Origin of the sequence: Pantoea sp. UBA7232 (assembly GCF_002473195.1) — a bacterium.
Taxonomy (GTDB): domain Bacteria; phylum Pseudomonadota; class Gammaproteobacteria; order Enterobacterales; family Enterobacteriaceae; genus Pantoea; species Pantoea eucrina.
The window spans coordinates 1-19463 of the sequence record NZ_DKTK01000010.1; the positions used below are offsets into that span (position 1 = coordinate 1).

Annotated in this window: 18 protein-coding genes; 11 read left to right on the forward strand and 7 right to left on the reverse strand. The window is 55.6% G+C overall.

The genetic code is table 11. The features are described 5' to 3' along the window. A partial coding sequence (mobB, locus tag B4056_RS11560; protein ID WP_288654818.1) for a molybdopterin-guanine dinucleotide biosynthesis protein MobB occupies positions 1 to 462 on the reverse strand: 462 nt, incomplete at its 3' end. Further along, positions 462 to 1034: a molybdenum cofactor guanylyltransferase MobA gene (mobA, locus tag B4056_RS11565; protein ID WP_039381363.1), complete on the reverse strand. Its 573-nt coding sequence runs from the start codon at positions 1032 to 1034 to the stop codon at positions 462 to 464. The genes mobA and mobB, both read right to left, overlap by 1 nt. 56 nt (positions 1035 to 1090) lie before the next feature. Here mobA and B4056_RS11570 point away from each other — a divergent pair, with 56 nt between their 5' ends. From B4056_RS11570 to polA, 4 genes are all read left to right on the forward strand, one after another. Then, on the forward strand, positions 1091 to 1366 hold the full coding sequence (locus tag B4056_RS11570) for a YihD family protein (RefSeq protein ID WP_039381361.1): 276 nt from the start codon (positions 1091 to 1093) through the stop codon (positions 1364 to 1366). Positions 1367 to 1412: 46 nt separating this feature from the next. Beyond that, the gene (locus B4056_RS11575) at positions 1413 to 2399 is read left to right on the forward strand and encodes a serine/threonine protein kinase (protein WP_150035041.1); all 987 of its coding nucleotides are present in this window, start codon (positions 1413 to 1415) and stop codon (positions 2397 to 2399) included. Between the two features lie 26 nt (positions 2400 to 2425). Then, positions 2426 to 3055, forward strand: a complete 630-nt coding sequence (gene dsbA, locus B4056_RS11580) for a thiol:disulfide interchange protein DsbA (protein WP_039381357.1) — start codon at positions 2426 to 2428, stop codon at positions 3053 to 3055. A 365-nt stretch (positions 3056 to 3420) separates the two neighbouring features. Next, positions 3421 to 6204 carry a DNA polymerase I gene (polA, locus tag B4056_RS11585; RefSeq protein WP_288654821.1) on the forward strand — a complete coding sequence of 928 codons (2784 nt, stop codon included), beginning with the start codon at positions 3421 to 3423 and terminating at the stop codon, positions 6202 to 6204. Between the two features lie 290 nt (positions 6205 to 6494). On the opposite strand, the gene yihA is transcribed toward polA, so the two are convergent. After that, a complete protein-coding gene (gene yihA, locus B4056_RS11590) occupies positions 6495 to 7139 on the reverse strand; it encodes a ribosome biogenesis GTP-binding protein YihA/YsxC (protein ID WP_039381353.1) in 645 nt (214 codons plus the stop codon). 555 nt (positions 7140 to 7694) lie between these two features. Between yihA and yihI the strand changes: the two genes are divergently transcribed. Continuing rightward, positions 7695 to 8216 (forward strand): Der GTPase-activating protein YihI, encoded by a 522-nt coding sequence (gene yihI / locus B4056_RS11595; RefSeq protein WP_039381350.1) that lies wholly within the window; start codon positions 7695 to 7697, stop codon positions 8214 to 8216. Between the two features lie 233 nt (positions 8217 to 8449). Continuing rightward, positions 8450 to 9823: an oxygen-independent coproporphyrinogen III oxidase gene (gene hemN, locus B4056_RS11600; RefSeq protein WP_094111952.1), complete on the forward strand. Its 1374-nt coding sequence runs from the start codon at positions 8450 to 8452 to the stop codon at positions 9821 to 9823. Positions 9824 to 9853: 30 nt separating this feature from the next. Here hemN and B4056_RS11605 read toward each other — a convergent pair whose 3' ends face one another. The 4 genes from B4056_RS11605 to glnA form a co-directional block, all read right to left on the reverse strand. Further along, positions 9854 to 9979 carry a YshB family small membrane protein gene (locus B4056_RS11605; protein ID WP_139239666.1) on the reverse strand — a complete coding sequence of 42 codons (126 nt, stop codon included), beginning with the start codon at positions 9977 to 9979 and terminating at the stop codon, positions 9854 to 9856. 102 nt (positions 9980 to 10081) lie between these two features. Then, a complete protein-coding gene (gene glnG / locus B4056_RS11610) occupies positions 10082 to 11491 on the reverse strand; it encodes a nitrogen regulation protein NR(I) (protein WP_039381345.1) in 1410 nt (469 codons plus the stop codon). 7 nt (positions 11492 to 11498) lie between these two features. Beyond that, the gene (gene glnL, locus B4056_RS11615; protein ID WP_039381343.1) at positions 11499 to 12548 is read right to left on the reverse strand and encodes a nitrogen regulation protein NR(II); all 1050 of its coding nucleotides are present in this window, start codon (positions 12546 to 12548) and stop codon (positions 11499 to 11501) included. A 177-nt stretch (positions 12549 to 12725) separates the two neighbouring features. Continuing rightward, complete coding sequence (gene glnA / locus B4056_RS11620; RefSeq protein WP_039381340.1) at positions 12726 to 14135, reverse strand: glutamate--ammonia ligase; 1410 nt, start codon at positions 14133 to 14135, stop codon at positions 12726 to 12728. Positions 14136 to 14574: 439 nt separating this feature from the next. Between glnA and typA the strand changes: the two genes are divergently transcribed. From typA to fabY, 5 genes are all read left to right on the forward strand, one after another. Beyond that, complete coding sequence (gene typA / locus B4056_RS11625; RefSeq protein ID WP_094111954.1) at positions 14575 to 16395, forward strand: ribosome-dependent GTPase TypA; 1821 nt, start codon at positions 14575 to 14577, stop codon at positions 16393 to 16395. A 139-nt stretch (positions 16396 to 16534) separates the two neighbouring features. Continuing rightward, positions 16535 to 17131, forward strand: coding sequence for a glucose-1-phosphatase (gene yihX, locus B4056_RS11630; RefSeq protein WP_039381334.1), 597 nt, complete (start codon positions 16535 to 16537; stop codon positions 17129 to 17131). Between the two features lie 5 nt (positions 17132 to 17136). After that, positions 17137 to 18003, forward strand: a complete 867-nt coding sequence (locus B4056_RS11635; RefSeq protein ID WP_094111955.1) for a virulence factor BrkB family protein — start codon at positions 17137 to 17139, stop codon at positions 18001 to 18003. Beyond that, the gene (dtd, locus tag B4056_RS11640) at positions 18000 to 18437 is read left to right on the forward strand and encodes a D-aminoacyl-tRNA deacylase (protein ID WP_094111956.1); all 438 of its coding nucleotides are present in this window, start codon (positions 18000 to 18002) and stop codon (positions 18435 to 18437) included. The genes B4056_RS11635 and dtd overlap by 4 nt, the downstream gene beginning before the upstream one ends. Positions 18438 to 18496: 59 nt before the next feature. Beyond that, on the forward strand, positions 18497 to 19444 hold the full coding sequence (fabY, locus tag B4056_RS11645) for a fatty acid biosynthesis protein FabY (RefSeq protein WP_039381327.1): 948 nt from the start codon (positions 18497 to 18499) through the stop codon (positions 19442 to 19444). The last annotated feature ends 19 nt before the right edge of the window (positions 19445 to 19463 follow it).

Below are 19463 nucleotides of genomic sequence, written 5' to 3' on the forward strand. Positions count from 1 at the left end.
ATCAGGCTGATTGATATCCAGCAGCGGCAGATCCAGCGCCAGTGCTTCATCGCTGGCTACGGCAATAACATATTCATCCAGCAACTCTTCTGCCTCACCTTTTACACCACGCCGCCACAGTGCAATTTTTGTCACTTTCTCATCCCTGAATCCTTCAACCAGTATCAGATCCAGCGCTGCGCTGTTCATCTGTGCTGCCAGATGTTGCAGAGAGGCGGGTTCATCAGGCGTTTCACACATCAGCGCCCAGCGCCGCTCGCTGGCAACCATCACCTGATCGGCGCCCGCTTTACGTAAAACGTAGCTGTCCTTGCCTGGCGTATCGATCTCCAGCTGATGATGAGAATGTTTAATCAAACCGGTCCGCACACCGCGCTGTTTTAATAGCGGTATCAGCGATTTAAGCAGTGTGGTCTTGCCGGTACCGCTCCACGCGGCAATGGCGAGTAGAGGTACGTCCATTATTCTTCCTGCTCCTGTGCCAGATCGTCTGCGGTATTAATATTGCGAAACACCCTCTCATCCTCCTCAAACAACACTGCATGACCGCCGCTGGCACGCAAAAACTGCATCAGACGCCGTTCGCCGCGAGCGAGATAGGTGGCGAGTTCATCAGCCAGCGCCCGGTTAAGCAGAGCCAGCACCGGATGATCGCGCATGGCTGACCTGACCCAGACCGCCGGCGCTTCTGCGCGCTGTTGCCACAGCCGCAGAACGAAATCCTGAGGTATATAGGGTGTATCACAGGCGCAGAAAACGACCCACTCACTCTGGCTATGGCGTAACCCGCTCAGCATACCTGCCAGCGGTCCGGGCCAGTCAGGTAATGTGTCGGTTATCACCTTACAGCCGCTTAACTGATATTGATCAAGGTGCCGGTTAGCGCTGATCAGCACACTATCTACCTGTGGCTGCAGTCGCTGCAGAACATGCTGATAAAGAGGCTGATTATGCAGCTGCACCAGCCCCTTATCACGGCCTCCCATACGACTACCCTGGCCGCCTGCCAGAATAACGCCGGTAAATACGGGCATGGTTATCTCCTTTAATGAACCCATGCAGTGTAAAGCAGTGTGATGAGGGATCCGCTATGAAAAACCATCGTCTTAACGAACTGATTGCGCTTCTGCAGCCTGCCTGGCAGCAGGAGCCAGAATGTCACCTGCTGGCCTTTTTACACAAGCTGGCGCAGGAGGCGGGCTTTCATGGCCCGTTAAGTGAATTACGCGACGACATATTGATTTACCATCTCAAAATGCGTGATGCCGACAGCACGACAGAAATACCCGGTATCAGAAAAGATTACGAAGCAGATTTTAAAACGGCACTGTTACGCGCACGCGGTGTGATCAAGGCTGACGAGTAGTGCTATCCTTGCGCATCTACTGCAAAGGTAACATACAGGGCCGAAAATGAACGACGCTGCCTTTAATTTTCATACGCTGGATCCGGATGCCATCCTCGATGCTTTATGGGATACCGGGCTGCGGGTGGAGTCAGGCTTAACGGCACTGAACAGCTACGAAAACCGCGTTTACCAGTTCAGCGATGATGAAAACCGGCGCTACGTCGCTAAGTTCTATCGTCCGCAGCGCTGGAGCCGGGAACAGATCCTTGAAGAGCATGCGCTGTCGCTGGATCTGCTGAATGACGACGTGCCGGTAGCGGCACCGCTTACGTTACAGGGCAGCACGCTTAACCAGCATGCCGGATTTATGTTTGCCGTGTTTCCCAGCGTTGGCGGTCGTCAGTATGAAACGGATAACGAAGAACAGATGGAGTGGACAGGACGTTTCCTCGGCCGCATGCATCAGACCGGCTGCCTTAAACCTTTTGTCCGGCGTCCGACGCTGGGTCTTGAGGAGTATATCCGGCAGCCACAGCAGACGCTGGCGCACAGCGAGCTGGTGCCAGCAAGGCTTAAAGAGAGCTTACTGAAGGCGCTGGATAGCCTTTTTATCACGCTGCAGCAGAGCTGGCATACAAAGTGGCAGCCGCTGCGCCTGCACGGTGACTGTCATCCGGGCAATATTTTGTGGCGCGACGGCCCGATGTTTGTTGATCTGGATGACGCGCGCACCGGTCCGGCCGTGCAGGATCTCTGGATGCTGATAAACGGCGACCGGCAGGAGCAGCGCATTCAGTGGGATATCCTGATAGAGGCGTATAACGAGTTCGGTGATTTCGATTTACATGAATTGACACTGATTGAGTCTTTACGCGCCATGCGCATGGTTTATTATCTGGCCTGGGTCGTACGCCGCTGGCAGGATCCCGCTTTTCCGCGTGCGTTTCCCTGGATGACTGACGAGGATTTCTGGCGCCGGCAGATTGCCCTCCTGATTGAGCAGGAGCGACTGTTGCACGAACCCCCATTACGGCTTGGTCCGCAATTTTAATAACGTACTCAGGAGATAGGTTAACAATGAAAAAAATCTGGCTTGCGCTGGCGGGAATGCTGCTGGCATTTAGCGTATCAGCGGCGCAGTTCACCGACGGTAAACAGTATGTCACGCTGCAGAAACCGGTGGCAGGTGAACCGCAGGTCATGGAGTTCTTCTCCTTTTTCTGCCCGCACTGCTATCAGTTTGAACGTGTTTATCACGTCAGCGACGCGGTGAAGAAGAACCTGCCGGCTGAGACCAAAGTGACAAAATATCACGTCGATTTTCTCGGCGGTGATTTAGGCCCGGTGGTCACGCATGCCTGGGCAGTGGCCATGGCGCTGGGCGTGGAAAGCAAAGTTACCGCACCGATTTTTGATGGCATTCAGAAAACGCAAACCATCACCGATCCGGCCAGCCTGAAAGAAACCTTTATTAAAGCAGCAGGGATCTCAGCTGGCGATTATGACGCTGCCTGGAACAGCTTTGCGGTGAAAGCGCTGGTTGCGCAGCAGCAGAAAGCGGCTTCTGATGTTAATCTGCAGGGCGTTCCGGCTATTTTCGTCAACGGCAAATATATGGTTAATAACGGCGGTCTCGACACCAGCTCTATGGAGAATTTTGTCGCCGATTATGCCAACGTGGTTAAGTTCCTGGCTGAAAAGCAGTAACGCGACACCCTTAAACGCTGGCAACCCCAGCGTTTTTTATTTCTTCACCCTCATTTATTCTTTTTCCTTCCTGCACTCTGTAGTGATATCCACATGGACGATCGCGTTTTCAAAATCGCGTTCTGCGTCACGGCAACTTATTAACCTGTTGTAAATAAATAGTTATTATCTGCTTATTATTTTTCTCATGCTAAAAAAATAGCGCCTTATGAAATTTGCGCACAAAGTTATCCACAGAAAGATCGTTGCGATCCACGTTTGATAACCGTGAAAAAAAGCGCCTCTCTCCCGTGTTCATTCAACATTTTTCTCAGGTTGTGGCATCCTTATAAGCCTGAATCTCGCAACGAAGAAACCTTAACACTATGGCGAAAATCGCAGAAAATCCCCTGATTCTGGTAGACGGATCCTCTTATCTCTACCGTGCATATCATGCCTTTCCGCCACTGACCAACAGCGCGGGCGAACCGACCGGCGCGATGTATGGTGTGCTCAACATGCTGAAAAGTATGTTGATGCAGTATCAGCCCAGCCATGTGGCTGTGGTCTTCGATGCGAAAGGAAAAACCTTCCGCGACGAACTGTTTGAACACTACAAATCTCATCGTCCGCCGATGCCTGACGATCTGCGTGCGCAGATAGCACCGCTGCATGAGATGGTAAAAGCGATGGGGCTGCCGCTGCTGGCTGTATCGGGCGTGGAGGCAGACGATGTTATCGGTACGCTGGCACTGGAAGCGGGCAAACAGGGGCGCAGCGTACTGATCAGTACCGGTGATAAAGATATGGCGCAGCTGGTCACGCCAGAGATCACACTGATCAATACCATGAGCAATACCGTACTGGGACCGGAAGAGGTTGAAGAGAAATATGGTGTGCCGCCGGCACTGATCATCGATTTTCTGGCGATGATGGGCGACAGCTCCGATAACATTCCCGGCGTACCCGGCGTGGGAGAGAAGACCGCACAGGCGCTGCTGCAGGGGCTGGGTGGTATGCACGCCATTTATGACAACCTCGACAAAGTGTCCAGTCTGTCATTCCGCGGCGCGAAAACCATGGCGGCTAAACTCGAACAGAACCGCGATGTGGCCTTTCTCTCTTACCAGCTGGCGACCATTAAAACCGATGTGCCGCTGGAGGTCAGTTACGATCAACTGACGGTAAACCAGCCTGACGTTGAGACGCTGCAGACGCTGTTTGCTCGCTTTGAATTCCGGCGCTGGCAGGCCGATCTGCAGGAAGGTAAGTGGCTGCAGGGCAAAAAGAGTAATGTGCAGGCGCAGAGCGCTCTGGCTGATGAGCCTGAGGCTGCGGAAGCTACCAGCGTGCTCTCTGCGGACGGGTATGTCACTATCCTTGATGAGGCAACCTTTAGCGCCTGGCTCGATAAGCTGAAGCAGGCTGAGGTGTTTGCATTCGATCTCGAAACGGATTCACTCGATACGCTCAGCGCCACCATTGTTGGTATCGCGTTTGCTGTCGCCCCTGGGGAAGCTGCCTACCTGCCGGTTGCGCATGACTATCTTGACGCACCCGATCAGCTCGATCGCACTGACGTGCTGGCGAAATTAAAGCCGTTGCTGGAGGATGAACGCGCGGCGAAAGTGGGGCAGAACCTGAAATACGATCGCGGCGTGCTGAAAAATTACGGTATTGAGCTGCGCGGCATCCGGTTTGACACCATGCTGGAGTCCTACTGCCTGAACAGCGTTGGCGGCAAGCATGATATGGATAGCCTCTCTGCGCGCTGGCTGAATCACAAGACGGTCACGTTCACAGAGATCGCCGGCAAAGGTAAAAATCAGCTCACGTTTAACCAAATTGCGCTGGAGCAGGCGGCGCACTATGCGGCGGAAGATGCCGATGTGACGCTGCAGCTGCATCAGCAGATGTGGCCAAAACTGGAGCAGGAGGCGGGCCCGAAACAGGTCTTCACCGATATCGAAATGCCTCTGGTTACGGTGATTTCGCGCATTGAGCGTAACGGCGTGCTTATCGATCAGAATATCCTCGCCAGACATTCGCAGGAGCTGACGACCCGCCTCTCTGAGCTGGAACTGAAGGCGCATGAACTGGCGGGAGAGCCGTTTAACCTCTCTTCCACCAAACAGCTGCAGACCATCCTGTTTGAAAAGCAGGGCATCAAGCCCACGAAAAAGACGCCGGGCGGCGCGCCCTCAACCAGTGAAGAGGTGCTGGCCGAGCTGGCGCTTGATTATCCGCTGCCAAAAGTCATCCTGGAACATCGCGGGCTGTCGAAGCTGAAATCTACCTACACCGATAAACTGCCGCAGATGATCAATCCGGTCTCAGGACGCGTTCACACCTCTTATCATCAGGCGGTCACGGCGACCGGCCGGCTCTCCTCAACCGATCCGAACCTGCAGAACATTCCGGTTCGCAACGAAGAAGGGCGCCGGATCCGTCAGGCCTTTATCGCCGGTGCAGATAAACGCATTGTTGCTGCAGACTATTCTCAGATTGAGCTGCGCATCATGGCGCATCTGTCGCAGGATAAAGGTCTGCTGGAGGCCTTTGCGCAGGGAGAAGATATTCACCGCGCCACGGCAGCGGAAGTGTTTGGTGCCCCGCTGGAAAAGGTCTCAGCTGAGCAGCGCCGCAGCGCCAAAGCGATTAACTTCGGCCTGATTTACGGCATGAGTGCGTTTGGCCTCTCGCGTCAGCTGAACATCGGTGCCGGTGAAGCGAAGAAATATATGGATCTCTACTTCGAACGCTATCCGGGCGTACTGCGCTATATGGAAAAGACCCGCGATCAGGCGGCGTCTAAAGGTTACGTAGAGACGCTGGACGGGCGTCGTCTGTGGCTGCCGGATATCAAATCCAGCAACGCTATCCGCCGCAAAGCCGCTGAGCGGGCGGCCATTAATGCGCCGATGCAGGGCACTGCAGCGGATATCATCAAGCGGGCGATGATTGCCGTGGATGGCTGGCTGCAGCAGCAGAACAGTGATGATGTGAAGATGATCATGCAGGTACACGATGAACTGGTATTTGAGATCCACAAAGACGCGGTAGAGAGCGCCAGCGAGAAAATCCGTCAGCTGATGGAGAGCAGTATGTCGCTGGATGTGCCGCTGCTGGTGGAAGTGGGTGTCGGTGATAACTGGGATCAGGCGCACTGATCTAACTCGCTGCCTGTTAAACATTTTTTTGGAAATTAAACTACAGCCGCTGTGCGAAAGTGTGACGGAGCTGGTAAAAATTATGTCAAAAGCTGAAATTGGATCACAAAAAATCCTTTGTCGGTCAGAAAAAATCAGGTAAAGTTCGTCGCGTAGGGTACAGAGGTAAGATGTTCTATCTTTCAGACCTTTTACTTCACGTAATCGGATTTGGCTGAATATTTAGCCGCCCCAGTCAGTTATGACTGGGGCGTTTTTTATTGGGCTTTTTTCACCCGGCAACGCTGCCGTTACTCAGCCGGCTGGTTATCTGCGTCACCTTCACGGGCCGGCTCAAGTTCGCTGAACCAGGTATCCAGTTTCTGACGCACCTTGTCCACGCCCAGCTTTTTCAGCGAAGAGAACATCTCAACCTGCACGTCGCCCATAAAGCCCAGCGCGGCTTCGCGCACCATGTTGAGCTGCGCTTTACGTGCGCCAGAGGCGAGCTTGTCCGCTTTGGTCAGCAGCACCAGTACCGGAATATTGCTGCTTACGGCCCACTCAATCATCTGCTGATCGAGATCTTTAAGCGGATGGCGAATATCCATCAGCACCACCAGCCCTTTCAGCGCCTGCCGCTTCTGCAGATACTCTGCCAGCGCACGCTGCCATTTACGTTTCATCTCCTCAGGCACTTCGGCATAGCCGTAGCCGGGCAGATCCACCAGACGTTTGCCTTCAACCACTTCAAACAGGTTGATAAGCTGAGTGCGCCCCGGCGTTTTACTGGTGCGCGCCAGACTTTTCTGGTTGGTCAGGGTATTAAGCGCACTGGATTTGCCTGCATTTGAGCGCCCGGCAAAGGCTACTTCAATACCCGTGTCGGCCGGCAGATGACGGATATCTGGCGCACTGAGCATGAAGTGAGTGATGTGATAATTCAAAGCAGACAAAATAGACTCCAGCTGATAGATACGGACTAATGGCGCTGATTATACCTGTTATGGCGCAAAAGTACCCGACAGCCGTAGCCCTGACAAATCGTGTAAGAGATCGCCGATTTTTGCTGCCAGTTTTAGCTTAAATATAAAAAGTTCAATATTTTTTTCTCATTAAAATACAAAGAATTGAGCATTATTTTACTCTTTTCTCTCTAAAAAAGAGCAATACCTTACTTGTTGATTTGGCACTTTCGTCTACATTTGGTGTCAGTGCAAGGCAGCACCCATCAGGATGATGCGCTCAGGAGTGTCCGGAAGACCAGGAGCATGGCAGGAGTACGATTCAGGCAGGAATCGGGAATGGACAGGGATTACTCGCAGGAGCGATATGGCGACGGAGCGACCGGGACGTTGAGAGCCGTAAAGGATTTATTCAGAGTTTCCTTCGTACGAAGGTGCGAAATAAGGCGATAGCAAAAGCTATCGCCTTTTTTCTTTGTCTGCTTTCTGCTAGATTTCGCCGCAATTCTATACTGAACTCACCAGGCATCACTGAGACCGGACATCATGAAGCAACCTGCACCCGCCCAGCGTGGCAAACCCGCTGCTAAAGCCAAACGTAAATCGCGTGAAGAACTGAATCAGGAAGCGCGCGATCGTAAACGCGATAAAAAGCACAGCGGCCATAAATCGGGCAGCCGCACCAGCCCGACGGCGCAGAGCAGCGGCAGCGCACAGACTAAAAAAAGCAGCGATGCCCGCATTGGCAGCAAAAAACCGGTGGCGCTGGTGGCTGACGGCAAAACGCAGCCCGTGACAAAAGCGGCACCTCAGCCCAAAGCGAAAGCGCAGAAAGTACGCCTGACGCCTGAAGAGGAGCTGGCGAAGCTGGAGAACGATGAACGTCTCGACACGCTGCTCGATCGCCTGGAAAAAGGCGAGACGCTGAGCGGTGAAGACCAGGCGTGGCTGGATGAGACGCTGGACCGCATCGATGAGCTGATGGAAACGCTGGGGATCGCGCTGGATGATGACGCCGAAGATGAACAGGCTGAAGAAGATATGATGCGCCTGCTGAAAGGGCAGTAATCCCGTTACCGGACGGCATGCGCCGTATCGCATGCCGCGCTGAACAGGTATTCGACAATGTTTTGGCCTGGATCAATTTTAGCGCTGCTGCTCACATGTTATATCCTCTGGTTATTGTTTAAACTACGCCGCCTGTCGCGCCTGAAGTCGCGTTTACGGCGGCGTTCTCTTCACCGCTTCACTGACCCTTCTGCGCGACCTTTCCGGACCACACGCCACCGAAAGAGGTAAGCATGACCGCGCAGCAGATAGAATGGGATCAGCAGCTGGTGGAGAAATACAGCGGCTCAGGCCCGCGTTATACCTCCTATCCTACCGCGCCGGAATTCAGCGAAACTTTTCGCGCCGCAGATTTTGAGCAGGCTGCTACCCGTTATCCTCACCGGCCGCTCTCTCTTTACGTGCATATCCCGTTCTGCCACAAACTGTGTTACTTCTGCGGCTGCAATAAAATAGTGACGCGCCAGCGGCAAAAAGCTGATCGCTATCTGAATGCGCTGGCGCAGGAGATTGCCTGTCGTGCTCCGCTGTTTGCCGGTCGCCGGGTGACACAGCTGCACTGGGGCGGTGGCACGCCGACCTTTCTTGACGGAGCGCAGATAAGCCGGCTGATGGCGCTGCTGCGGCATCACTTCGCGATAACGGATGATGCTGAAATGTCGATCGAAATCGATCCGCGTGAGATCGCGCCGGCCACGATCGATCATCTGCGGACGGAAGGATTCAACCGTCTGAGCATCGGGATCCAGGATTTTGATCGGGCGGTGCAGGCGCGCATTAACCGGATACAGGATGAAGCGGCCATTGGTGCGCTGGTAAAGCGCGCTCGCGAACAGGGTTTTCGTTCGGTCAGTTTCGATCTGATCTACGGTCTGCCGCTGCAGAGTGCGGAACGGTTTGCGCTGACGCTGCAGCGGGTGATCGCGCTCGCTCCCGACCGTCTGAGCCTGTTCAGCTATGCGCATATGCCGGCGCTGTTTGCGGCGCAGCGCAAAATCAAAGCAGCAGACCTGCCCGACGGCGCGCAAAAGCTGCTGATCCTGCAGCAGAGCATTGCCACACTGACCGCCGCAGGTTACCGGTTTATCGGGATGGACCACTTCGCCCGGCCGGATGATGATCTGGCGATCGCGCAGCGCAGCGGCCTGCTGCACCGCAATTTTCAGGGCTACACCACGCACGGTGAGAGCGATCTGCTGGGGCTGGGCGTATCTGCCATCAGCATGCTGGGCGACAGCTATGCGCAGAACCGGAAAGCGCTGAATGAGTGGTATGCAGAGGTGGAACAGCAGGGTAGCGCGCTGTGGCGCGGATTGAAACTGACGGATGACGATCGTCTGCGGCGTGAGGTGATTAAACAGCTTATCTGCAACTTCACGCTCGATTTTGCCGCCGTGGAAGCGCAGTGGCCGATCGTGTTTGAGGACTATTTTGCCGACGATCTGGCGCTGCTGGCTCCGCTGGTGGCGGAGGGGCTGGTTTGCTGTGAGAGGCGGCGGCTGACGGTGACCGGTCGCGGTCGTCTGCTGATCCGCTCTGTCTGCATGTGTTTCGATCGCTACCTGCGGCAGAAAAGTCGCCAGCCGCACTATTCCCGGATCATCTGAATAACAAAGGGAGCATACGCTCCCTTGCTATTAACTGAACAGGCTCGCCGTAATGGCGCATACCACAGCAGCCAGCGCAGTCTGCGGCGAATGGGCCACCGCGCTGCCAATGGCTGCCAGATTATGCGCTATTGTCAGCATGACAGATTGCAGCATGATACTTCTCTCCCGATTACCGCGAATATCATACTCACCGGTAACGGTCTGTACAGCCTGTGCGTGCAAAAAATCAGCAGAAGCGCCGCTGATGTCGCAGCATTACTCCATGCCCAGCTCTTTAAGTTTGCGCGTCAGCGTATTGCGCCCCCAGCCAAGCAGGCGTGCCGCTTCCTGTTTATGCCCCTGGGTGTGACGCAGCGCCGTGGTCAGCAGCGTACGCTCCATCTCCGGCTGCGCTTCAGATAACAGGTTCTGATGACCGGAACGCAGCGCGCGATCGGCCCACTGCGCCAGCAGCGTGGCCCAGCTGTCCGGCAGCGACTGCACCGGGCTGTCAGGCGTGGCGGATTCAAACAGCTCCGGCGGCAGATCCTGAATCAGCACTTCCTGACCGGCGGCCATGACCGTCAGCCAGCGGCAGGTGTTCTCCAGCTGGCGCACGTTGCCCGACCAGTGCAGGCGGGTCAGCGCCGTTTCCGTTTCCGGATGCAGGATTTTAGCCTCAACGCCCAGCTCGCGTGCGGCAACCTGCAGGAAGTAGCGTGCCAGACGCGGAATATCTTCGCGGCGCTCACGCAGCGGCGGAAGATGTACCCGAATGACATTGAGGCGGTGGAACAGATCCTCACGGAATTTGCCTTCCTGCACGCGCAGCTCAAGGTTCTGATGCGTGGCGGCAATAATGCGCACGTCCACTTTTACCGGCGCGTAGCCGCCCACGCGATAGAACTGACCGTCTGCCAGCACGCGCAGCAGACGCGTCTGCACATCCAGCGGCATATCGCCAATTTCATCAAGAAACAGCGTGCCGCCATCAGCCTGTTCAAAGCGCCCCTGGCGGATCTGATTGGCGCCGGTAAACGCGCCTTTTTCATGCCCGAACAGTTCAGATTCAATCAGGTCTTTCGGGATCGCCGCCATATTCAGCGCGATAAAAGGCGCCTTGGCGCGCGGGCTGTGGCGGTGCAGCGCATGCGCGACCAGCTCTTTACCGGTTCCCGACTCACCGTTAATCAGCACGCTGATGGAGGAGCGTGACAGACGGCCAATAATACGGAACACATCCTGCATCGCCGGCGCTTCGCCAATGATGTCGGTTGTCGGACCGCTGACGGGCTGATTACGCGGCTGCTGCTGCTCCTGATAGTGGCTGATGGCGCGCTCGACCAGCGCTACCGCCTCATCGATATCAAACGGCTTGGGCAGATAATCAAATGCGCCCTGCTGATAGGCACTGACGGCGGCATCAAGATCGGAGTGCGCCGTCATAATGATGACCGGCAGCATCGGATGACGCTGCTTGATCTGCTTCAGTAGCGCCAGGCCATCCATGCCCGGCATGCGAATATCTGACAATAGTACGTCCGGGGTTTTGCTGGCGAGTGCATCCAGCACCTCACTGGCGCTGTCAAACGTCGCGCAGCTTAAACCGGCTCCAGTGAGCGCGCGTTCAAGCACCCAGCGGATGGAGCTATCGTCATCGACGATCCAGACTATCCCTCGTTGCATAGAAACCTCACTGGCGAATGGGCAGGTAGACCGAAAACTCGGTGTGACCTGGCCAACTGTTAAATTCAATTTTTCCGGAGTGCTGATCGATCAGGCTGCGGGCGATAGAGAGTCCGAGACCAGTACCCCCTTCGCGTCCGCTGACCATGGGATAGAACAGCGTATCCTGCAGCTGTGCCGGTATGCCCGGCCCGTTATCTTCCACATCAATACGCGCCACCAGCCGGTAGCGCGTGCCGTGCAGCGTCAGCTGAAAAGCGGTACGCGTACGCAGCACGATGGTACCGCCCTCTGCGCCGAGCGCCTGCAGCGCATTGCGTACGACGTTAAGCAGCACCTGTTCAATCTGGTCAGGATCGTGCGGCAGCTCCGGCAGGCTGGGATCGTAGTCGCGTACCAGCGTTATGTTGTCCGGCAGCTCCATCGAGACCAGCTTGACCACGCGCTCCGCCACCTGATGAATGCTCTGCGTAACGTGCAGCCCCGGCTGCTGCGGGCCCAGCAGACGATCGACCAGGTTGCGCAGCCGGTCTGCCTGCTCGATGATAACGTTGGTGTATTCGTTCAGCGACGGGTCAGGTAGCGCGCGCGACAGCAGCTGTGCCGCGCCGCGCAGGCCGCCAAGCGGGTTTTTAATCTCATGCGCCAGGCCGCGCACTAAATCGCGTGCGGCAACCTGCTGAGCATGCTGGATCTGCTCCTGGCTGAGCCGGCGCTGATTGTCCATCGGCGCCATCTCCAGCAGGATCAGGCCGTCCGGCAGACGCTGCGCGGTCAGCGACATGATGTGCGCGCGTCCATCGACCACCAGCGTGACTTCGCTGTCGGTAAAGCCTTGGCCTGCGGCCAGGCTCTCGCGCATCACGTCAAGATTGAGCGAAAAGTAGCCGGTCAGCTCCGGCAGCGGCGTACCGAACAGCTTACGCGAACTCTGCGCCAGCAGCTGCTGCGCAGCCGGATTGGCATAGTGGATCACCAGCCCGTCATCGACCAGCAGAATACTGTTTATCAGGGAGTTGAGAATCTGCCCTGCGTCGGGCAGTGAGCCAGCAACCATACCACGATCCTCTGCACCAAATGGGTGCACTATAGCGTTTTGGGATGGAAAACTCCCCGATAACGGCAATTTTGCGGTGAAAAAAACCCATCCGGAGATGGGCTAAAGTTTCCACGGCAACAAAAAAACGTTGTCCTCTTTTGCCCGGCCTGGCGGACAAAAGAGGTGAATGGCCATTTAAACGCTGTAGTAGAGTTCAAATTCAACCGGGTGTGGCGTCATGCGAACGCGATCAACATCTGGCTTGCGCAGTTCGATATAAGCATCGATAGCGTCATCAGTGAATACGCCGCCGCGGGTCAGGAACTCGCGATCTTCATTCAGCGCGTTCAGTGCTTCTTCCAGAGAACCGGCTACTTTCGGGATCTCCGCTTCTTCTTCCGGCGGCAGATCGTAGAGGTTTTTGTCCATCGCATCGCCAGGATGGATTTTATTGATGATGCCGTCGAGGCCAGCCATCAGCAGCGCAGTAAACGCCAGGTATGGGTTAGCCGCTGGATCCGGGAAGCGCGCTTCAATACGGCGGGCTTTCGGGCTGGCAACCACCGGAATACGGATGGAGGCTGAGCGGTTACGCGCGGAGTAAGCGAGCATAACCGGCGCTTCATAACCCGGCACCAGACGCTTGTAGGAGTTGGTGGTTGGGTTAGCCAGGGCGTTAATCGCTTTAGCGTGCTTGATCACACCGCCGATGTAGAACAGCGCGGTTTCAGAGAGGCCGCCGTACTTATCGCCAGAGAACAGGTTTACGCCACCTTTAGAGAGCGACATATGGCAGTGCATACCGGAGCCATTATCACCAAACATCGGTTTTGGCATAAAGGTTGCGGTCTTGCCGTAGGCGTGCGCGACGTTGTGCACGACATACTTGTAAATCTGAATTTCATCCGCTTTTTTGGTCATAGTGTTGAAGCGGGTTGCCACTTCGTTCTGACCAGCGGTTGCCACTTCGTGGTGGTGCGCTTCTACGACCAGACCCATCTGCTCCATGGTCAGACACATGGCAGAACGGATATCCTGAGAAGAGTCAACCGGTGGTACCGGGAAGTAGCCGCCTTTCAGACCCGGACGATGGCCTTTGTTGCCGCCTTCGTACGCTTTGCCGGTGTTCCAGCACGCTTCGATATCATCGATAGCAACGTGTGAACCTGAAGTCGATGAACCGAAACGGATATCGTCAAACAGGAAAAACTCTGGCTCAGGTCCGAACAGCACGGTGTCAGCAATACCGGAAGCGCGCAGGTACTCTTCAGCGCGCTTGGCGATGGAGCGCGGATCGCGATCGTAACCCTGCAGCGTGCCTGGCTCGAGGATGTCACACCGGATGATGAGGGTCGGGTCTTCGAAGAACGGGTCCATCACCGCAGTGGTGGCATCCGGCATCAGCACCATGTCTGATTCGTTAATGCCTTTCCAGCCACCGATGGATGAACCATCGAACATTTTACCTTCTTCAAAGAAGTCTGCGTTAACCTGATGAGCAGGAATGGTGACGTGCTGTTCTTTACCTTTGGTATCGGTAAAACGCAGATCGACGAACTTAACTTCATGCTCGTTCATCATCGAGAGAACGTGTTCAGCGGACATACTCAACTCTCCTGGAAATGGTCATCTGTTGTCGTGGTGAGAGAACTCAAAATGCCTGGAATGTGTCACGACTACTGACCACCCCTGACTAAGATCCCGGCAAGCTATTCAGCCATCAGGCCACTGTCGTTTGCACTTAAAAAAGATAAAGCGAATTCTGTGCCAACTTTTTTTAAGTGCAATAAATAGCGCTGTGCGGCGCGCTGCGGTGCATCAGCAGCTGCACCAGAACAGACGCATTGCTTTATTATGGTGCAAAACGGCGCGCTGATGGCACTAAAATGGTGCACAAAGCCAGCAGAGTGCAGATATTTGCACCGCTAATGGTGCTAAAAACCAGCAGCGTGAGAATATTGTCGGGAAAACTGTGATCATGTTCAGTATTCCGCTTAATCCGTGTACAATACCGCGTTATTTCTATAATGCCTGAGGCAAAGCTGTGATCGAAAATTTGCGTAACATCGCCATCATCGCGCACGTTGACCATGGAAAAACCACCCTGGTCGACAAACTGCTGCAACAGTCTGGTACTTTTGACGCTCGTACCGAAGCGACTGAACGTGTGATGGATTCCAATGATTTGGAAAAAGAGCGTGGAATTACCATCCTCGCAAAAAACACCGCCATCAAATGGAACGACTACCGTATCAACATCGTTGATACCCCGGGACACGCCGACTTCGGTGGTGAAGTAGAGCGCGTCATGTCCATGGTGGATTCGGTGCTGCTGGTTGTTGATGCGATGGATGGCCCTATGCCGCAAACTCGCTTCGTAACCAAGAAAGCCTTTGCCCACGGTCTGAAACCTATTGTTGTTATCAACAAAATTGACCGTCCAGGCGCGCGTCCTGACTGGGTTGTAGACCAGGTATTCGACCTGTTCGTTAACCTCGACGCGACTGACGAGCAGCTGGACTTCCCTATCATTTACGCATCAGCGCTGAATGGTATTGCAGGTCTGGAACACACCGATATGGCTGATGACATGACTCCGCTGTATCAGGCAATCGTCGATCACGTTTCTCCGCCGCAGGTTGAAGCTGATGCGCCGCTGCAGATGCAGATCTCTCAGCTGGACTACAACAACTATCTGGGCGTTATCGGTATCGGCCGCATCAAGCGCGGTAAAATCAAGCCGAACCAGCAGGTTACTGTGATTGATAGCGAAGGCAAAACCCGCAACGCGAAAGTGGGTAAAGTGCTGACGCATCTGGGTCTGGAGCGTATTGACAGCGATCTGGCAGAAGCGGGCGACATCATTGCCGTTACCGGTCTGGGTGAACTGAACATCTCCGATACCATCTGCGACACGCAGAATGTAGAGGCGCTGCCGGCGCTGAGCGTGGATGAGCCTACCGTGACCATGTTCTTTAACGTCAATACCTCACCTTTCTGCGGTAAAGAAGGTAAATACGTTACTTCACGTCAGATCCTGGATCGCCTGAACAAAGAGCTGGTACACAACGTTGCACTGCGCGTTGAAGAGACCGAAGATGCTGATGCGTTCCGCGTATCAGGTCGTGGTGAGCTGCACCTTTCTGTTCTGATCGAAAACATGCGTCGTGAAGGCTTTGAGCTGGCGGTATCCCGTCCGAAAGTTATCTTCCGTGAGCATGAAGGCCGCAAGCAGGAGCCGTTTGAGAACGTTACCCTCGATATCGAAGAGACCCATCAGGGCTCAGTGATGCAGGCGATGGGTGAGCGTAAAGGCGATATGAAAAACATGGATCCGGATGGCAAAGGCCGCGTACGTCTCGACTACGTGATCCCAAGCCGTGGTCTGATCGGCTTCCGTAACGAATTCATGACCATGACCTCCGGTACCGGTCTGCTCTACTCGACTTTCAGCCACTACGACGACGTGCGTCCGGGCGAAGTTGGTCAGCGTCAGAACGGCGTTCTGATCTCTAACGGTCAGGGTAAAGCCGTTGCGTTTGCTCTGTTTGGTCTGCAGGATCGCGGTAAGCTGTTCCTGGGTCACGGTGCAGAGGTTTATGAGGGCCAGATCATCGGTATTCACAGCCGCTCTAACGACCTGACGGTAAACTGCCTGACCGGTAAGAAACTGACCAACATGCGTGCGTCAGGTACCGATGAGGCGACGACGCTGGTTCCGCCACAGAAAATGACGCTGGAGCAGGCGATCGAGTTCATCGATGATGACGAACTGGTTGAAGTTACGCCACAGTCAGTCCGTATCCGTAAACGTCACCTGACCGAGAACGATCGCAAACGCGCGTCTCGCGGCGGTAAAGAGTAAACGATACGTTCTGTTATCAGGCCCCGCACTGCGGGGCTTTTTTGTTTCTGTTGCCCGCCTTTTTCCCCGAATGCTCCCTGTTCAGCTACGCTTTTTGCCGCTAGAGTGAATGATCCCGGAAGCACAGAGGAGAGGCGTCATGCTGTACATCTTTGATTTGGGTAACGTGATTGTTGATATCGACTTCAATCGCGTACTGGGCGTCTGGAGTGATTTAGGCCGTGTGCCGCTGGCCACGCTGCAGAGCCGCTTCAGCATGGATGAAGCGTTTGAACAACATGAACGGGGCGAGATCAGCGACCCGGAATTTGCCGAGCGCCTTTGCGAGCAGCTCGATATTGCCCTGAGCTATGAGCAGTTTACCGCCGGCTGGCAGGCCGTGTTTGTCGGCGTTCGCCCGGAGACGCTGGCGATCATGAACCAGCTTCGCGCCCGCGGCGAACGCGTGGTGATCCTTTCCAACACCAACCAGCTGCATTTTGAATTCTGGCCGACGCACTATCCGGAAGTGCAGCAGGCTGCCGATCGCGTCTATATGTCGCAGGAGCTCGGCATGCGTAAACCGGAAGCGCGGATTTTCAGCCATGTGCTGGCGCAGGAGGGTTACACGGCGGACCAGGCCATCTTCTTTGATGACAATCAGGCGAATATCGATGCGGCGCGCGCGCTGGGAATCGAAAGCGTGCTGGTGGAAGATCACAAAACCCTGCCCGCCTGGTTCGCAGCGCGTGGGTAAATGTGATGGCTAACACTCTGCGCCACCGGGCGCATGCGTTCTTTTTGTGGCTGAAACTGCTGTGGCGGCGCATCGACGAAGATAACATGACCACGCAGGCGGGGAATCTTGCCTACGTCTCCCTGCTGGCGCTGGTGCCGCTGGTGGCGGTGATCTTCGCGCTGTTCGCCGCGTTCCCGGTTTTTTCCGACATCAGCGTACAGCTCAAGAATTTTATCTTTACCAACTTTATGCCGGCAGCTGGCGACGTGATCCAGCGCTACCTTGACCAGTTTGTCGCTAACGTAAATAAAATGACGGCGGTAGGCGCGGTAGGGCTGATTGTCACGGCGCTGCTGCTGATGCACTCCGTTGACAGCGCGCTGAACGCCATCTGGCGCAGCAATTCGCCGCGTCCGATGATCTATTCGTTTGCCGTTTACTGGATGATCCTGACGCTCGGCCCGCTGCTGGCTGGCGCCAGCCTGGCGATTAGCTCCTATCTGCTGTCGCTGCGCTGGGTCAATGTCACCGGCGTTACCAGCCTGATCGACCAGGCGCTGCGTATCTTCCCGCTGGTGCTCTCCATTCTGGCGTTCTGGCTGCTTTACAGCGTGGTGCCAACGCGGCGCGTGCCGGGGCGCGATGCGCTCACCGGGGCGGTGGTGGCAGGCCTGCTGTTTGAGCTGGGTAAAAAAGGCTTTGCGCTCTATGTTACGATGTTTCCCTCGTATCAGTTAATTTACGGCGTACTGGCCGTTATCCCGATTCTGTTTCTGTGGGTCTACTGGACGTGGTGTATTGTTTTGCTGGGAGCGGAAGTCACCGTCACCCTTAATGACTATCGCCAGCTAAAGCAGCAGGAACATGAACCATCCCGTGAGGAAACATGATTGCATTAATTCAGCGCGTCAGTGCCGCCAGTGTGGCGGTCGACAACCAGGTCATTGGTGAGATTGGCGCCGGACTGCTGGTGCTGCTGGGCGTGGAAAAAGAGGATGATGATCAAAAAGCCCGGCGGCTCTGCGATAAAGTGCTCGGCTACCGTGTTTTCGGTGACGAGAATGACAAAATGAATCTGAATGTGCACCAGGCTGGCGGCAGCGTGCTGGTGGTTTCGCAGTTTACGCTGGCGGCAGATACCCGTAAGGGCATGCGTCCCTCCTTTTCCGGCGGTGCCGTACCGGCAGAAGCGGAGCGGCTTTATAACGTATTCAGCGACTGCTGCCGGGCCAGCGGTATCACAACCGCCAGCGGTCGCTTTGCGGCCAATATGCAGGTTTCACTGGTTAACGACGGTCCGGTCACTTTCTGGTTGCAGGTGTGAGATCGGCAGCCGGGCGGCAGGCGATCGGCCACGCTGGCTCCGAACGGGAGAATCATTTTATGTATCATCTTCGAGTGCCTCAGACGGCCGAAGAGCTGGACATGTATTACCAGTTCCGCTGGGAAATGCTGCGCAAGCCGCTGCGCCAGCCGCAGGGCTCAGAGCGGGATGCCTGGGACGCGCTGGCGCACCATCAGATGGTGGTGGATGAGCAGGGCAAGCCGGTTGCCGCAGGCCGCCTCTATATCAACGCAGAGAATGAAGCAGCTATTCGCTTTCTGGCCGTGCACCCGTCGGTACAGGGCAAGGGGCTCGGGACGCTGGTGGCGATGACGCTGGAGTCCGTGGCGCGACAGGAAGGCGCCAAGCGCGTAACCTGCAGCGCGCGCGAAGACGCCGTGGAGTTTTTTGCCAAGCTGGGTTTTATCAATCAGGGTGAAATCACCGCACCGCAGACCACGCCGGTGCGCCATTTTCTGATGATCAAACCGGTGGTGACGCTGGATGATATTCTGCATCGCGCCGACTGGTGCGGCCAGCTCCAGCAGGCGTGGTATGAGCATATTCCCCTGAGTGAGAAGATGGGCGTGCGCATCCTGCAATATACCGGGCAGAAATTTGTCACCACCATGCCGGAGACCGGCAATCAGAATCCGCATCATACGCTGTTTGCCGGCAGTCTTTTCTCGCTGGCCACGCTGACCGGCTGGGGGCTGATCTGGCTGCTGCTGCGCGAACGTCATCTGGGCGGAACCATCATTCTGGCGGATGCGCATATCCGCTACAGCAAACCGATCAGCGGACGGCCCGGCGCCACTGCCGATCTCGGCTCGCTGAGCGGCGATCTCGACCGCCTCGCGCGCGGGCGCAAGGCGCGCGTGCAGCTGGAGGTTGAGCTGTACGGAAATGAAGAGCCGGGCGCAGTATTTGAGGGCGTCTATATTGTGCTGCCTGCAGACCAGCATGGTCCACTCGAAGCGGGTGGCTCCGGCGCGCTGATAAACTGAGGATGGTGCAGCCGATCGC

What these genes read in the sequence shown, in the direction of transcription:
- dtd (WP_094111956.1), top strand. Translation starts at nt 18,000, where the DNA reads ATGATTGCATTAATTCAGCGCGTCAGTGCCGCCAGTGTGGCGGTCGAC.
- glnL (WP_039381343.1), bottom strand. Translation starts at nt 12,548, where the DNA reads ATGGTTGCTGGCTCACTGCCCGACGCAGGGCAGATTCTCAACTCCCTG.
- yihX (WP_039381334.1), top strand. Translation starts at nt 16,535, where the DNA reads ATGCTGTACATCTTTGATTTGGGTAACGTGATTGTTGATATCGACTTC.
- polA (WP_288654821.1), top strand. Translation starts at nt 3,421, where the DNA reads ATGGCGAAAATCGCAGAAAATCCCCTGATTCTGGTAGACGGATCCTCT.
- B4056_RS11605 (WP_139239666.1), bottom strand. Translation starts at nt 9,979, where the DNA reads ATGCTGCAATCTGTCATGCTGACAATAGCGCATAATCTGGCAGCCATT.
- hemN (WP_094111952.1), top strand. Translation starts at nt 8,450, where the DNA reads ATGACCGCGCAGCAGATAGAATGGGATCAGCAGCTGGTGGAGAAATAC.
- dsbA (WP_039381357.1), top strand. Translation starts at nt 2,426, where the DNA reads ATGAAAAAAATCTGGCTTGCGCTGGCGGGAATGCTGCTGGCATTTAGC.
- glnA (WP_039381340.1), bottom strand. Translation starts at nt 14,135, where the DNA reads ATGTCCGCTGAACACGTTCTCTCGATGATGAACGAGCATGAAGTTAAG.
- B4056_RS11635 (WP_094111955.1), top strand. Translation starts at nt 17,137, where the DNA reads ATGGCTAACACTCTGCGCCACCGGGCGCATGCGTTCTTTTTGTGGCTG.
- glnG (WP_039381345.1), bottom strand. Translation starts at nt 11,491, where the DNA reads ATGCAACGAGGGATAGTCTGGATCGTCGATGACGATAGCTCCATCCGC.
- mobA (WP_039381363.1), bottom strand. Translation starts at nt 1,034, where the DNA reads ATGCCCGTATTTACCGGCGTTATTCTGGCAGGCGGCCAGGGTAGTCGT.
- B4056_RS11575 (WP_150035041.1), top strand. Translation starts at nt 1,413, where the DNA reads ATGAACGACGCTGCCTTTAATTTTCATACGCTGGATCCGGATGCCATC.
- yihI (WP_039381350.1), top strand. Translation starts at nt 7,695, where the DNA reads ATGAAGCAACCTGCACCCGCCCAGCGTGGCAAACCCGCTGCTAAAGCC.
- fabY (WP_039381327.1), top strand. Translation starts at nt 18,497, where the DNA reads ATGTATCATCTTCGAGTGCCTCAGACGGCCGAAGAGCTGGACATGTAT.
- B4056_RS11570 (WP_039381361.1), top strand. Translation starts at nt 1,091, where the DNA reads ATGAAAAACCATCGTCTTAACGAACTGATTGCGCTTCTGCAGCCTGCC.